18 protein-coding genes and 3 pseudogenes are annotated in these 13,881 nt (G+C 70.7%); 14 read left to right on the top strand and 7 right to left on the bottom strand.

Going from position 1 to position 13,881, the window contains the following annotated elements; genetic code table 11:
- From ACZ5WG_RS40405 to ACZ5WG_RS40395, 3 genes and pseudogenes are all read left to right on the top strand, one after another.
- Positions 1-105 (top strand): annotated as a pseudogene (locus ACZ5WG_RS40405) (ABC transporter permease); the annotation flags it as partial.
- 474 nt (positions 106-579) lie between these two features.
- On the top strand, positions 580-1,983 hold the full coding sequence (locus tag ACZ5WG_RS40400) for a sulfatase family protein (protein WP_468729640.1): 1,404 nt from the start codon (positions 580-582) through the stop codon (positions 1,981-1,983).
- Positions 1,984-2,065: 82 nt separating this feature from the next.
- Entirely contained in the window at positions 2,066-2,992 is a 927-nt protein-coding gene (locus ACZ5WG_RS40395) for a formylglycine-generating enzyme family protein (protein WP_468729639.1), read from the top strand.
- A 149-nt stretch (positions 2,993-3,141) separates the two neighbouring features.
- On the opposite strand, the gene rpsN is transcribed toward ACZ5WG_RS40395, so the two are convergent.
- On the bottom strand, positions 3,142-3,447 hold the full coding sequence (gene rpsN, locus ACZ5WG_RS40390) for a 30S ribosomal protein S14 (protein WP_468729638.1): 306 nt from the start codon (positions 3,445-3,447) through the stop codon (positions 3,142-3,144).
- A complete protein-coding gene (gene rpmB / locus ACZ5WG_RS40385) occupies positions 3,447-3,683 on the bottom strand; it encodes a 50S ribosomal protein L28 (protein ID WP_136226631.1) in 237 nt (78 codons plus the stop codon). The genes rpsN and rpmB overlap by 1 nt, the downstream gene beginning before the upstream one ends.
- 69 nt (positions 3,684-3,752) lie before the next feature.
- Here rpmB and rpmG point away from each other — a divergent pair, with 69 nt between their 5' ends.
- From rpmG to ACZ5WG_RS40335, 10 genes and pseudogenes are all read left to right on the top strand, one after another.
- Positions 3,753-3,917, top strand: coding sequence for a 50S ribosomal protein L33 (gene rpmG / locus ACZ5WG_RS40380; RefSeq protein ID WP_030162346.1), 165 nt, complete (start codon positions 3,753-3,755; stop codon positions 3,915-3,917).
- 28 nt (positions 3,918-3,945) lie between these two features.
- Positions 3,946-4,194 (top strand): type B 50S ribosomal protein L31, encoded by a 249-nt coding sequence (locus ACZ5WG_RS40375; RefSeq protein ID WP_030162348.1) that lies wholly within the window; start codon positions 3,946-3,948, stop codon positions 4,192-4,194.
- Positions 4,191-5,333, top strand: coding sequence for a CobW family GTP-binding protein (locus ACZ5WG_RS40370; RefSeq protein ID WP_468729637.1), 1,143 nt, complete (start codon positions 4,191-4,193; stop codon positions 5,331-5,333). Before ACZ5WG_RS40375 ends, ACZ5WG_RS40370 begins: the two co-directional genes overlap by 4 nt.
- Positions 5,334-5,371: 38 nt before the next feature.
- A complete protein-coding gene (gene rpsR, locus ACZ5WG_RS40365; RefSeq protein ID WP_468729636.1) occupies positions 5,372-5,608 on the top strand; it encodes a 30S ribosomal protein S18 in 237 nt (78 codons plus the stop codon).
- A 122-nt stretch (positions 5,609-5,730) separates the two neighbouring features.
- Positions 5,731-5,901: a 50S ribosomal protein L32 gene (gene rpmF, locus ACZ5WG_RS40360; protein WP_468729635.1), complete on the top strand. Its 171-nt coding sequence runs from the start codon at positions 5,731-5,733 to the stop codon at positions 5,899-5,901.
- A pseudogene (locus ACZ5WG_RS40355) lies at positions 5,902-6,524 on the top strand (CobW family GTP-binding protein); the annotation flags it as partial.
- A 123-nt stretch (positions 6,525-6,647) separates the two neighbouring features.
- Positions 6,648-7,271 carry a TetR/AcrR family transcriptional regulator gene (locus ACZ5WG_RS40350; protein WP_468729634.1) on the top strand — a complete coding sequence of 208 codons (624 nt, stop codon included), beginning with the start codon at positions 6,648-6,650 and terminating at the stop codon, positions 7,269-7,271.
- Between the two features lie 136 nt (positions 7,272-7,407).
- On the top strand, positions 7,408-7,875 hold the full coding sequence (locus ACZ5WG_RS40345) for an ester cyclase (protein WP_468729633.1): 468 nt from the start codon (positions 7,408-7,410) through the stop codon (positions 7,873-7,875).
- Between the two features lie 18 nt (positions 7,876-7,893).
- A complete protein-coding gene (locus ACZ5WG_RS40340) occupies positions 7,894-8,469 on the top strand; it encodes an NADPH-dependent FMN reductase (protein ID WP_468729632.1) in 576 nt (191 codons plus the stop codon).
- Between the two features lie 69 nt (positions 8,470-8,538).
- Positions 8,539-8,910, top strand: a complete 372-nt coding sequence (locus tag ACZ5WG_RS40335) for a nuclear transport factor 2 family protein (RefSeq protein WP_468729631.1) — start codon at positions 8,539-8,541, stop codon at positions 8,908-8,910.
- 36 nt (positions 8,911-8,946) lie between these two features.
- Here the strand turns inward: ACZ5WG_RS40335 and ACZ5WG_RS40330 are convergent, their stop codons facing one another.
- Both ACZ5WG_RS40330 and ACZ5WG_RS40325 read right to left on the bottom strand, forming a co-directional pair.
- Positions 8,947-9,198, bottom strand: a complete 252-nt coding sequence (locus ACZ5WG_RS40330) for a hypothetical protein (RefSeq protein ID WP_468729630.1) — start codon at positions 9,196-9,198, stop codon at positions 8,947-8,949.
- Positions 9,199-9,332: 134 nt separating this feature from the next.
- The gene (locus ACZ5WG_RS40325) at positions 9,333-10,049 is read right to left on the bottom strand and encodes a TetR/AcrR family transcriptional regulator (RefSeq protein WP_468729629.1); all 717 of its coding nucleotides are present in this window, start codon (positions 10,047-10,049) and stop codon (positions 9,333-9,335) included.
- Between the two features lie 174 nt (positions 10,050-10,223).
- Between ACZ5WG_RS40325 and ACZ5WG_RS40320 the strand changes: the two genes are divergently transcribed.
- Positions 10,224-11,852 carry a CocE/NonD family hydrolase gene (locus ACZ5WG_RS40320; protein ID WP_468729641.1) on the top strand — a complete coding sequence of 543 codons (1,629 nt, stop codon included), beginning with the start codon at positions 10,224-10,226 and terminating at the stop codon, positions 11,850-11,852.
- A 39-nt stretch (positions 11,853-11,891) separates the two neighbouring features.
- Here ACZ5WG_RS40320 and ACZ5WG_RS40315 read toward each other — a convergent pair.
- From ACZ5WG_RS40315 to ACZ5WG_RS40305, 3 genes and pseudogenes are all read right to left on the bottom strand, one after another.
- Positions 11,892-12,176, bottom strand: a pseudogene (locus tag ACZ5WG_RS40315) (SDR family NAD(P)-dependent oxidoreductase); the annotation flags it as partial.
- 74 nt (positions 12,177-12,250) lie between these two features.
- Positions 12,251-12,475 carry a hypothetical protein gene (locus ACZ5WG_RS40310; protein WP_468729628.1) on the bottom strand — a complete coding sequence of 75 codons (225 nt, stop codon included), beginning with the start codon at positions 12,473-12,475 and terminating at the stop codon, positions 12,251-12,253.
- 150 nt (positions 12,476-12,625) lie between these two features.
- A complete protein-coding gene (locus ACZ5WG_RS40305) occupies positions 12,626-13,813 on the bottom strand; it encodes an MFS transporter (RefSeq protein ID WP_468729627.1) in 1,188 nt (395 codons plus the stop codon).
- Between the last annotated feature and the right edge of the window lie 68 nt (positions 13,814-13,881).

Genomic DNA, 13,881 nt, shown 5'->3' with positions numbered 1-13,881 from the left:
GCGATCATCCTCATCCTCGTCGTCGGCATCGCCATCGACCTCCTGATCTTCAGCCCCGTCGAGCGGTGGGTACTGCGCAGCCGCGGCCTGCTGGTCAAGAGCTGACCGGCGGTCGCGCTCGGCACTGACCAACCCCAACACCCTCCGGCAGCCGCCGGAGGGTGTTGCGCGCGGCGAGCAGCTCATCGACCGGCAGCCCGGCGTCGGGCCGTGCCGGTCCCCGCACGCGCACGGCCGGGTCACCCGGGGAGAGCCGTTCAAGCGGGTTCCTCTTTTCATATGCCGTACATGGACCGGCTTCGCCCCCGCCCCTAACCTCATCGGCATGGCAGCAGGAAGCCCTCTCACTGCGCGCCGCCACCTCGATCTGGGCAGGCTGGCGAGCGCTCTGTGTCCGATCGCCCGGGCGCGACGGTAAAACCACGCGTCTCTTCGCACGGGATCCCCACCTGGCATTGCGCACCGGTCCGCCCCGAAGGGGCCGACCGGCCGATGCCTGATCCTCGTCTCTCTTCCACCCCTTCACGGCAGTTGCTCTGCCGTACCCGTACGAGCTGCGGAACCAGGAGAAGACATCCCATGAGCGACAACAGCAGACCGCGGGTGAGCCGCCGCGGGTTCCTCGCCGGCACGGCGGCCGCGGCGGCCGCCGCGGCGGTTCCGGCGATCGCCCAGGCGGCGGCCGCCCCTCCCGCCGCTGCCGCGACCCGTCCCAACATCCTGCTCATCGTCACGGACGACCAGCCCAAGCACACCGAATGGGCACAGCCGAAGACCACGGCCTGGCTGGCCGACCAGGGCGTCAAGTTCACCAACGGGCACGTCACCACCCCGCTCTGCTCGCCCTCCCGGTCGTCGGTCCTCACCGGCCGCTACGCCCACCACCACGGCGTCCGCAACAACAAGGCCTCGTACCGGCTCGACCAGAGCACCACCCTGCCCCGGTACCTGAAGGAGGCCGGATACCGCACAGGACTGTTCGGCAAGTGGCTCAACTCCTGGACCCTGTCCGACAATCCGCCGCACTTCGAGGAGTTCGCCCTGCTCCAGCCGGGCTACGTCGACGCACAGTGGAACGTCAACGGAACGGTCCAGACGATCAACGGCTACACCACCAACATCATCAAGAACCGCACGCTGGACTTCCTCGACAAGTCGGCGGCCGACTCCCGGCCCTGGTTCGCGTACGTCACCCCGTACGCCTCCCACGGCCCGCGCACCCCCGAGGCGAAGTACGCCGGCACGGCCGTCCCGGACTGGAACGGCAGGCCCTCCGTTCCGGAGAACGACCGCAGCGACAAGCCCGCCTACATCCGGAACGCGACCGGGACCCTGGCCGACGGGAAGCAGATCCGCGAGGAACAGCTGCGCACGCTGCTCACCGTCGACGACACGGTCCAGGCGTTCAAGAACAAGCTCCAGGCGCTCGGACAGCTCGACAACACCCTGGTCATCTACATCGCCGACAACGGTTTCACCTGGGCCGACCACGGATGGACCAAGAAGTCGGTGCCCTACCGCCCGGCGCACGAGGTGCCGTTCTACCTCTCCTGGCCGGCCGGCGGCCTGAGTACGGGGACCACCGACAGCCGCATCACCGCGAACATCGACATCGCCCCCACGGTCCTCGACGCGGCCGGCATCACGCCCACCCACTCGGTGGACGGCAGGTCCCTGCTCTCCTCGCACAGCCGCGACCACCTGCTCGTCGAGTGGTGGCAGCAGGGTGCGACCGCGGGCGGCCCGCCCACCTGGGCCTCGTACGTGGGCCAGAACAAGCAGTACACGGAGTACTACGACCTCACCACCGACGGCAACGGCACCGTGTCCGGCACGGGGCAGCTGAAGTTCCGCGAGTACTACGACCTGGCGGTCGACCCGTACCAGCTGACGAACAAGCTGTACCAGGCCACACCGGCGGACGAGCAGAACCTGGGCATCCCCGCCCTGGCGGCGCAACTCGCCGCCGACCGAAGCGCCTAGCGGTACCCGGCCGGGTGCCCCGCGGCATCACCCGCGGGGCACCTGCCCCGCCCCGCCCTCAACGCAAACCGACGGAGCCGTCATGCTTTCCTGCTGCACTCCCGGACACGGTGACGCCACCACCGTCGCGCTCTCCCTTGCACCGCGTCCACCTGCAGGTGCCGCCCAGCGGGCCGCCCGGCAGCTCGTAGACCTGCCGGGCGGGCGCTTCCTCATGGGCACCGACGACCCGGACTCCTTCCCGGCCGACGGCGAAGGGCCGGTACGCGAGGTCACCGTCGGCCCGTTCCGCGTCGCGCCCACGACGGTGACCAACGCCCAGTTCGCCACCTTCGTCAAAGCCTCCGGCCACGTCACCGAAGCCGAACACTTCGGCTTCTCCTTCGTCTTCGGCGGCTTCCTGACCGAGGACGTCGCCGCCGCGTCTGCGGCCGTGGCGGCCGTCCCCTGGTGGCGGGCCGTCCCCGGTGCCAGCTGGCGGCACCCCGAGGGCGCCGGTTCGTCCGTCACCGCGCGCCAGAACCACCCCGTCATCCACGTCTCCTGGAACGACGCCCAGGCGTACTGCGCCTGGTCCGGCACCCGCCTGCCCACCGAGGCCGAATGGGAGTACGCGGCCCGCGGCGGGCTCGAGCAGCGGCGTTACCCGTGGGGCGACGACCTCACCCCCGGCGGCCGGCACATGTGCAACATCTGGCAGGGCGACTTCCCCACCCGCAACACCGCGGAGGACGGCTACGAGGGCACGGCACCGGCGAAGTCCTTCCGCCCCAACGGCTTCGGGCTCTACAACGCCGTCGGAAACGTATGGGAATGGTGCGCCGACTGGTTCGCCCCCGGAACCAGCCGCGTGATGCGCGGCGGGTCCTACCTCTGCCACGACTCGTACTGCAACCGCTATCGCGTCGCGGCCCGCAGCTCCAACACGCCCGACAGTTCCACCGGCAACATCGGCTTCCGCGTGGCCGCGGACAGCGGCACGGCCGCCGGTCCGACACGGCAGTCTTGACGGCGGGTTCGACACGGGCGACGCGGAGCCGGTCATGACTCCGTGTGGGACATGTCCGCCGGTGGCGCAGCCGCCCCGCGAAGCCTGATGCGAGGGCCACGCCTCCCACCGGAGACGGGGCCCACGCGCCGGCGCCGGGCGTACGGGCGCTACCAGGAGGACTTGGTGACTCCGGGGAGGAAGCCGGCGTGCGCCTGTTCTCGCATGCGGACGCGGGAGAGGCCGAACTTCCGCAGATGGCCGCGGGGCCGGCCGTCGACGGCGTCCCGGTTGCGCACGCGGGTGGTGCTCGCGTTGCGGGGCTGCTTGCGCAGTTCCTCCAGCGCCGTGCGCCGTTCGGCCTCCGTCGACGACGGCCGCCGCAGGACCTCCTTCAGCTCGGCACGCCGGGCGGCGTAGCGCGCAACGATCGCCTTGCGCTTCTCGTTCTGCGCGATCTTGCTCTTCTTTGCCATCAGACCTTCACCCCGCGCGCGCGGATCCGGGCCACCGCGGCCTCGATGCCGATGGTGTCGATGGTCTTGATCGCCTTCGCGCTCAGGGTCAGCCGGACATGACGGCCTTCACTCGGCAGCCAGTAGCGCTTGGCCTGGATGTTGGGGTCGAAGCGGCGGGAGGTGCGCCGGTGCGAGTGGGAGATGTTGTTGCCGAAGCCCGGCTGGGCGCCGGTGAGCTGGCAGTGGGCGGACACGGTGTTACCTGCCTCTCTCTGAACCGAAACGGTTATTGGAAACGATTTCCATTCCCGTATAGTAGCGGCATGGCACGCAACGAGGTACGCCCGATCGTCAAGCTCCGCTCCACCGCGGGCACCGGCTACACGTACGTCACCCGCAAGAACCGGCGGAACGACCCGGACCGCATGGTGCTGCGCAAGTTCGACCCGGTGGTACGCCGGCACGTCGACTTCCGCGAAGAACGCTGACCCCGCTCCCTGTCTGAAGGACACCGTCATGAAGCCCGGAATCCACCCCGCCTACGGCCCCGTCGTCTTCCGCGACAAGGCCGCCGACTTCGCCTTCCTCACCCGGTCCACGGCGACCAGCACCAACACCGTCGAGTGGGAAGACGGCAACACCTACCCCGTCATCGACGTGGAAATCTCCTCGCAGAGCCACCCCTTCTACACCGGCACCGCCCGCGTCCTGGACACCGCCGGCCGCGTCGAGCGCTTCCAGCGCCGCTACGGGAGCACGGCGTGACCCTGCCCGTCGTCATCGTCGGCGGGCTCCACTGCGACGCCCGCAAGGAAGTCGTGGACCGGCTGCTGCACGCCGTCCCCGACAGCGTCGCCCTCCACCACGACCTGTCCACCGCACCGCAGGGCACGGTGCGGCGCGTGCTGCGCGACGCTTCGGGCGAGCTGTCCCGGGGCACGGCACCCCTCGTGAACGACTGTGCGTGCTGCGCGCTGCGCGAGGACCTGGTCCCCGAACTGGAACGACTGGCCGACGGCGGCCTGACCCGGCTGGCCGTCGTCGAGCTCTGGGACTCCGTGGAGCCCAAGGCGATGGCCGAGGTCGTCACCGCACACGGCGCCGACGTACTCGACCTCACCGCCGTGATCACCGCGGTCGACCCCGCGCTCGTACTCCCCTACCTCGTCAACGGCGACGACCTGGCGGAGGTGGGCCTCGCGGCAGCCGCCACGGACCAGCGCACCGTCGGAGACACCTGGGCCCGGCAGTTGGAGTACGCGCCCGTACTCGCCCTCGTCGACAGCGAGGAAGCCGATGACGGGGATCGGGCCCTCCTCACCCAGCTCCATCCGACCGCCCGGCAGGTACCCGCCTCATCCGGCGAACTCGCCCGGCTGGCCTTCGCCGGTTTCGACGTGGAGACGGCGGCGGCCGCCCAGCACCCGGCCTGCGCACGGCTCCCCCAGGAAGCCGACGAGGCGGGAGTCACCACCCTCGTCTGGCACCGCCGGCGGCCCTTCCACCCCGAACGCCTCTACGAGGCGCTGGAAGACCTCTGTTGCGTGGCCGCCCGCAGCCGCGGCCGATTCTGGCTCGCCGACCGCCCCGACACCCTGCTGGCCTGGGACGCCGCGGGTGGCGCCCTGTGCGTGGAGAACGCCGGCCCCTGGCTGGCGTCCCTGCCGGACGCCGCCTGGGAGCTTGTGCCTCCGATGCGCAGGGCGGCAGCCTCGCTCGACTGGCATCCCGAACACGGCGACTGCTGCCAGCACCTCGTCTTCACCTCCCCTGGCCTCGACCGCCACGGCTTGAAGCGACTGCTCGAGTCCTGCCTCCTCACCGACGCCGAATACGCGGCGGGACCCGAGGCATGGCGGAGGCTCCCGGCCGCCTTCGGCCCCCTCCTCGACCCCGTCTCCTGACCACCACCCGACAACCCGACAACCCGAAAGGAACGCACATGGCTCGCCGCCAGACGCCCCACAAGCCACTCAAGTCCCGCCCGAACCCACTGGACGCAGCAAAGATCACGTACATCGACTACAAGGACACCGATCTCCTGCGGAAGTTCATCTCCGACCGGGGCAAGATCCGCAGCCGCCGGGTCACCCGCGTCACCGCCCAGCAGCAGCGGCAGCTCGCCACCGCGATCAAGAACGCCCGCGAGATGGCCCTGCTCCCGTACGGCGGCAGGTGAGGCTCGGCTGAAGCCCGCGTCGGCGAAGGCCGCCTCGTCGGGCGGCTGATCGTCCTCCGGCACCCGCCGCCCCCTGGGGCCCGACCCACTCCCACAACACACCGACTCACTCAGGAGATCCCATGGCCGTCCCCAAGCGGAAGACGTCCCGCAGCAACACCCGCCACCGCAGGGCCCAGTGGAAGGCCACCACGCCCCGGCTCGTCCCGATCACGGTCGACGGCTCCGTGTACCAGGTGCCACAGCGTCTGGTGAAGGCGTACGAGCGCGGCCTGCTCCGCCCCGAGGGCTGAGCCGCCCTTGGGGACCTCGTACGCCTCGACACCATGGTCAGCGTCGTCGACGCGGCGAACTTCCTGCCGGACCTCGCCGGCGGCGACGAACCCGCCACGCGCGGACTCGACCGGCACGAGAACGACGAACGCACCGTCAGCGACCTCATGGACCAGGTCGAGTTCGCGGACGTCATCGTCCTCAACGAGCTCGACCTCGTCGGACCGGAGGAGGGTGCGCGCCTGAGCGTCACCCTCAGGCATCTCGACCCCGAGGCCAGGATCGTCCCTGCCGTCCACGGGCACGTACCCCTCGAACGACAGCGGCACCTTCGGCCGCATCCTGCGCTCCAAGGGCCTTCTTCCACCTCGCCAGCCGCCCCCGGGCCACCGGTCTGTGGTCACGAGCCGGCGCGGTGGCCCGCTTCGAACCCTCGGGCGCCGTCGGTCAGGACACGGCCCAGCGTCAGGACCTCGTCTTCATCGGCACCGGGCTTCGCCCCGACGCCCTCCGGGCAGCCCTCGACGCGTGCCTGCTCGACCCGGGCGAGCCCGTACCCGCCGGGGACGGCTTCCCGGCATGGGAGACGTACGGCATCGACGATGCCTGCGAGCAGGAGCACGCCACCCGGGAGGCAGCCTGAAGCTCCGGGCCGGGCAGTGGTCGCAGCCACGGCACTGCCCGGCCCGGCCCGGCGTCGCACTCAGGGGAATTGCGTTCAGGCGACTGCTTGACAATGAAGTCAAGCAGTCGCTTGAGTTCTATCGTGAGGCCAGAGAAGACGGACCTTCGCCGCGAGGCCGGTCAGCGAACGCGGGACGATCTGCTGGAGGCGGCTCTCGAGCTGCTCGCACGGCGGGGACAGGAAGGGGTGACCCTCCGCGAGATCACCCAGAACGCCGGAGCCAACGTCGCCGCGGTGAGTTACCACTTCGGATCGCTGAAGGCACTGTGCGATGTGGCGATCGAGCACGCGCTGGAGCGCTACCTGGACGCTCAGATCCGGGAGCTCGACGCTCTGGCGGGGAGCGCGACGCTGAGCGAGCTGGCCGAGGCCTTCGCCCGGCCGATGATGAGCGCCCTCGTGGCCGGGGGGCGGGATCTGGCTGTGATACGGACCGTGGCGCGGGTGGGGATCGATCCGCCCGAGGGGTGGGAGAGGCTGGCCGGGAAGTTCGAGCAGGCCCGACGGCAGGCGGTGCGGGTACTGGCGGCGAACCTTCCCGAGGTCGACGAGCGGGAGCTCGTCTTCCGTGTCCGCTGTGCGGCCGGGATGCTGAACTGGCTCGCGGTGGCACCCATCGGAGCCGAGCTGGGCGCCGAGCCCGCCGAGCGGGTGGAGCGGATGCTCATCCCCGTGGTGGCCGGGGCGTTTCAGGGCGCCCGGTAAACCTCTGGCCTGGGCGAATGAGCCGTACCGGACCCGCGCCACGATAAATTCAATCGATCGCTTGACAAGGCGACCCACGCTTCCTCACAATTTCAATCAAAGGTTTGAATGGATTCTCTCAACACGGGAGGGCACCATGAACACCGACGCGGAGACCGTGGTCCGGGCGGCGTACCGGGCGGCCGAGGGCAGCGTCCTGGACGTGCAGGGCTTCATGGACCTGTTCGCCGAGGACGGCGTGTTCAACAACGTCGTCGCCGGCGAGAGCTACCGCGGTGAGCACCTTGGCGATCTGGTCGCCTTCATGGGAGCGCTCGCACCCGACGTGCACCGCGAACTGCACCGGTTCCACGTCATGGGCGACATCGTCGCCGTCGAGCTGACGATCCAGGGCACCTTCACCGGGCCGTTCGAGACGCCCGCCGGCACCATCCGGCCGACCGGCGCCGCGCTCAACATCCCGACGGCCGACCTCTGGTACGTCGAGAACGGCAGGATCAAGGAGTTCAACTGCTACGTCGGACTCAGCGTCATGCTCGCCCAGCTCGGCGTGCAGCCCGACTTCGCCTCCGCCGTCACCGCGTCGGCCGCCGCACCGAGCTGACCGAGAGGCAGGCCAACCATGTCCACCATCGGCATCATCCTCGGCAGCACCCGGCCCAACCGCGTCGGAGACCAGGTGGCGCACTGGGTCCTCGACCACGCCTCGCGCCGGACCGACGCCGGCTTCGAGCTGCTCGATCTGCGCGACCACCCGCTCCCCCACCTCGACGAGCCGATGCCGCCCTCCTTCGGCCAGTACCAGAACGAGCACACGCGGCGCTGGGCCGAAACCATCGCCGCGTACGACGGATTCGTCATCGTCACCCCCGAGTACAACCACGGCATCCCCGGTGTTCTGAAGAACGCCCTCGACTATCTCTACGCCGAATGGAACAACAAGGCCCTCGGCCTGGTCTCCTACGGCGCCGCGGGCGGCGCACGGTCCGCCGAACAACTGCGCCTGGTCGCCGCAGAGCTCCAAATGGCCGACGTACGCCAGCAAGTCGTGCTCTCCCTGCACACCGAATTCGAGAACTTCAGCGTCTTCAAACCCGGTGACCACAACGTCCATGCGCTGGACACCATGCTCGACCAGGTCATCGCCTGGACCTCGGCTCTCGCCCCGCTTCGGACGGCCCCGGCCGTCGCGATCTGACGCACCCGGCCGCGCGGACCGTTGAACGTCCGTTGCAGAGACCGGCCAGCCCACACGAACGGACTCACCATGACCAGATCCTCCGCCGATCTGATGCGAGTCAACCTTCTCGAGGTGTTCAACGAACCCGACCCGGACCGTCGGGCCGCGGTCATCGCCGAGAACTACGCCGAGGACGTGGTCTGGCACGAACCGGACCGCATCAACCGTGGGCGCACGGACTTCGTGCGCCGCGCCGAAGAGTTGCTTGCCGAGAACCCGGACTGGGTCTTCCGCCCCGCAGGCGACGCGTCCGGGCTCGACGACATCGGCCACCTCGGTTTCCGGTACGGCCCGGCCGACGGTCAACCGCCGACCGTGAGCGGCATCGACATCGCCCGCACCAGGGACGGCGTCATCGTCGAGCTCTACACGATCGTCACGGAGACGCGTTCGAAGTAGCCCCGGTCACGCAGGGTCCACCGGTGACCGCCTCGCTCAGCCGGCGTTCGCGAGCATCTCCTCGGAGAGGCTCCACAAGCGCCGGGCCCCGGACGGGTCGACGACGTAGCGGGCCACGCCCTGGAGCGCGGCGCCGCGGCGGTCGAGGACCTCGGCCTCGTTGCAGTCGGCGAAGTAGCGGCCGCCGACGCCCTCCAGCAGGAGCGAGGTAGCGACGAGGACGGCGGTGGCGGTGATGTCGTCGTCGGCCCAGCGGCGGGTCGCCTCCACCGCGAACGGAAAGTGCACATAGAAGGTGCGCGGCGAGACGTGCGCAGCCTCGATGACCCGCGATCCTGCTCGACGGCCGCAGGGTGAACGGCCTCATTGCCGACGGGTCTCGCGCCTCACCCGCAGGCTGGGGTGCGTGGCGGCCTACGGGATCAGTCGGTGTCGAGACCGTCGATCAGGCGGTTCAGGAACCGGCTGAAGGTGGCTTCGGGCGCGAGGGGGCGTCCAGGAGCCGAGAGGGCTTCGGCGAGTTCCGGGTGGCGGCCGTCTGCGGCGACGACCGCGAGGTAGCGGGCTTCGGCTGCGGCCCGATCCGGGGACTGCGTCATCGCGGCCTGCGCCGTCTCGTGAGCGACGTGCCCGGCCACGAATGCCGTGAGCTGGGCGAAGACCTCCAGCTTCGCCGCACCGTCCAGTCCGGCGGGCCGCAGAGCGGCGAGCGCGCGCTCCAGGAAGGCCAGGGTGTGGGGTCCGGGGACGCGGCGCGTGGTCAGGGCGGCGGGCAGCCAGGGGTGCCGCAGCATGTGGGCGCGCTGGAGGTGGGCGATCGCCTTCAGGTCGGCGCGCCAGTCTCCGGTGAGTGTGTGTGCGGTCGGCAGTTCGCCGCTGACGTGGTCGACCATCAGGTTCAGCAGCGTCTCCTTGTCGGGGGCGTAGCTGTAGAGCGACATGACGCCGGCTCCGACCTGTGCGGCGACTTTCCGCATGGTGACCGCTTCGAGCCCCTCCGCGTCCGCCAGGGCCACGGCCACCGCGGTGATCACCTCTCGGCTGTAGGCAGGCTTGCGGCCCCTACGGGGCTGGTCAGAACCCAGCCAGAGCTGCTGGGGATCGACACCCGGGGCGCCGGCATTTCCTTCGCGGGGCACGGTCCACGCTCCTCTCCTTGATCGGCGGCCCTTGCGGGCCTCAGTCAAGCATGCTCTATTCTCGTACACTGTACGGAAATCAGGAGGAGAACGATGACGTCACCCACGCGCGGTCCTGTGTCGAGGCCGACCTGGGCACCGCCTGCCGGGAAACCGCCGCTGGCCGCACGGATGATGAGGTCGACATGGCGCCGCCTCCCGGCCAAACTGCACGATGTCCGGTGGGAGCCTGGGCTGGTGGTGCCGGCTGCCGACGGCAGCCCGCTGATCACGGACCACTACTTCCCGCGCACCGAGGGCGACTTCCCCACCCTCCTGGTGCGCTCGCCGTACGGCAGAGGCGTGCCGTGGTCGCCCATGTACGGCCTGCTCTTCGCCGAACAGGGCTTTCACGTGGTCCTGCAGAGCTGCCGCGGCACCGGCGGTTCGGGGGGTGCGTTCGCCCTGTGGCGCAACGAGGCCGCCGACGGCCGGGCCACGGTGTCCTGGCTGCGCGAGCAGCCCTGGTTCAACGGAACGCTCGGGACCATCGGCCCCAGTTACCTGGGCTACGTACAGTGGGCGCTCGCCCTGGACCCGCCGCCGGAGCTGAAGGCAATGGTGGTGCAGGTGGGCCTGCACGACCCCTACGCCCTGTTCCACACCGACGGTGCGCTGCACCTGGAGACCGCCCTCGCCGTCGGCGTGGGCATGACCTACCAGCACCAGGGCACGGGACCGTTCCTGAAGGCGACACTGCGCCTGCAGCGCCGGCTGCGCGAGGTCACCACCGCCAAGCCACTGCGCGGGGCGTACGCCCCGGCCCTCGGGGGCGAGGTGCCCTGGCTGGACGAGGTGATGACACACCCGGACGCCGAGCACCCGTACTGGCGCGGCGCGTCGCCGGCGGAGTCGGCACGGCGGCTCCGCGTGCCCACGAGTCTGATCACCGGATGGCACGACGCGCTGGCCGACCAGACCTTCGAGCAGTACGACCGGCTGCGTGCGGCCGGCTGCGAGACCGCCCTGCTCGTCGGCCCCTGGACCCACACCTCCGCCCTGCAACAGGGATGGCCCGAGGTGTTCGCCGAGAGCCTCGCCTGGCTGCGCGCCCACCTGGGTGGCGATCCCTCCGGCCTGCGTCCCACAAGGGTGCGCTTGCACATCGGCGGCGAGAACGCCTGGCGGAACCTCGACGACTGGCCGCCGGCCACGGGCGTCAGCCCGTGGTTCCCCACCGCGCAGGGGCATCTCACCCAGCAGACCCCGACGGACTCCGCGCCGCTGACGTCGTTCCGCTACGACCCGGAGGACCCGACCCCCTCCCTCGGCGGCCCTCTCCTCTCCCGTACCGCCGGTCCGCGCGACAACAAGACCCTGGAGGCCCGCGAGGACGTACTGACGTTCACCGGTCCCCCGCTGACCGAACCCGTGGAGATACTCGGGCCGGTCTCCGCGCGGTTGAGCATCTCCACGGACACCGGCCACGCCGACGTCTTCACCCGCCTGTGCGACGTGGACGCACAGGGCCGCTCCGTCAACATCTGCGACGGGCTGGGCCGCCTGCAGGCGGACGGGCAGGAGCCGTCGCAGATCACCGTGCCGATGAGCTCCACCGCCCACCGGTTCGCGGTCGGCCACCGCATACGCTGGCAGGTCAGCGGAGGCGCCCATCCGCGGTACGCCCGCAATCCCGGCAACGGGGAGTCGGCGGTGGACGCCACCACTTTCACACCGGTGCGCATCACGGTCCACGCGGACTCGGCGCTGATGCTGCCCGTACATGCCCGCGGTTCCGGGCCCCGCCCTGCGGCCGGCGACTGACCAGCCGGAGCGACGGCCCGGCTCCCTCGATCGGGGAGAGCCGGGCCACACCACCGCTTCGGCGATCTCCCCCGCCCTGGCGATCCGTCCCCGGGGGTGGGCGGCGGTGATCGACTCCATGGGCTCGGCGTCCGGGTCCATCGAGGCGATCATCGGGGTCTCGGCCGGGCCGGGTGCCACCGCGTTGACGCGGATGCCGTGCCGAGCGGCCTCCAGCGCCGTGCTCTTCGTCATGGAGATCACTGCCGCCTTGGTGGCGGCGGTGTACCCGGCGAACTCACGCTGGGCTTCGAGGCGTTCACCCCGTCCGGGGCCCCGGACCAGACCCTCGGCCTGTACCCCGTCGAACCCGGCTCACCCTGCGAAGCCGCGCTCCGTGCGCTCTGGCTCCCGCCGGCTCAGACGGACTGGGTGGCGAAGAGCTCCAGGTGACCGCAGTTCGGGCAGCGGTATGCATCGATCTGGCGGCGGGGGCGGCCCATTCTCTTCGCGCCGCCCAACAGACCGCGCTCGAGCGGCCCGGCGATCCATCGTGCATAGCCGCGGGAGCCCTCGCCGTTGTCCTCGACGAAGCCCTGCTCAAGGCCGATCGTGCCGCAGTACGTGCACCTCACTTCGCTCACCGGCCGATTGTAGGGGCGACGAGACCGGGCCGTGGGCTCAGTGCTCGAACTGTACGTTCGACTTTCCGTCCCGGCCCGGCGCGGCCGGCGCGCCCGCGAGTGCCGCCCGGCAGCCGGCTGGAGGTGTTCGGTGCCGGGGCGGCCGGTGCGCTACGCCTGGCGCACGGGGTGGCGGAGCAGATAGACGGCCGCGGCCGAAACCAGGGCGGTCATACAGGCGAGGAACACCAGTCCGGCGCCCTCCAGGCCGACAGGGCCCGTCAGTACGCCCACGCCGATCACCGGTACCGAGATGCCCGCGTACGCCACCACGAACAGCATCGAGATGACCGCCGCGCGCTGGTCGGCCGGAGACGCCCCGGCCACCGCGGAGAGCGCCCCGCGGAAGGCCAGGCCCTGCCCACTGCCGCCGACGAGTGCGCTGAGGACCACCAGCGCCAGCAGGTCCCAGTACAGGGCACCCGCGAGCAGCAGCAGCCCGGCGAGGAGTGTCGCGCAGCCCAGCGGCAGGGACCGGCCGACCCCGATGCGGCCGACGGCCAGCTGTCCGGCGGTCGACGCGAAGAAGGCCAACGCGACGATCAGCCCGCTCACGGCCCGGTTGTGCACGCCCAGGGACTCGACGAGGAACGCCGGGCTGACCGACGTGAACACTCCGAACAGCGCGAACCCCACGAACGAGGCGGTTGCGGCGGGCACGAACACCTGCCGCACCGACGCGGGCAGAGCGGGCCGCTGCGGCCGTACCGCGGCGAGCGGCTGCCGCTCCCGTACCGTCTCGGGGAGTCGCAGCAGGACGGCGGCCGAAGCGGCCACCAGGACGAGGTGCACGGCGAAGGGCAGGTACAGCGGCCAGGGAGCGTACTGGGCGAGCACACCGGCGAGCAGGGGGCCGCAGCCCAGCCCGCCTATGTTGGCAGCCGTCGCCACGAACGTGGCGCGGGAGGAGCCGTCCCTCGGTGCCAGCTCGATGACGTAGGCCGTGGCGGCCCCGGTGAACAGACCTGCGGACAGGCCCGACAACAGCCGGCCCGCGTACAGCCAACCCAGCCCGGTGGCGCACAGGAAGCAGCCGGCGCTCGCCGCCGCGAGTCCGAGGCCCATCAGCAGGACGGGCCGCCTGCCCACGACGTCCGAGGCGTTGCCCGCCAGCAGCAGGACCCCCATGACGCCGAAGGCGTACACGGCGTACACGACCGTCACCTGCAGCTCGGAGAATCCGAACTTCTCCTGGTAGAGGCCGTAGAGGGGGGTGGGCAGGGTGGTGCCGGCCATGCACACGGCGAACACCGCCCCGCCGAGGTAGCACTGGCGCCAGCGTCTGCGATCACCGTCCATGCCGCCGACGGTAATGGCGCCCGGCATCGCGGACGGCGCGGCATGCCGACGCCGGCTCGTCGGGCTTG

It is taken from the genome of Streptomyces sp. NPDC032745, from assembly GCF_055579465.1.
This window is presented reverse-complemented; position numbering and strand designations above follow the sequence as displayed.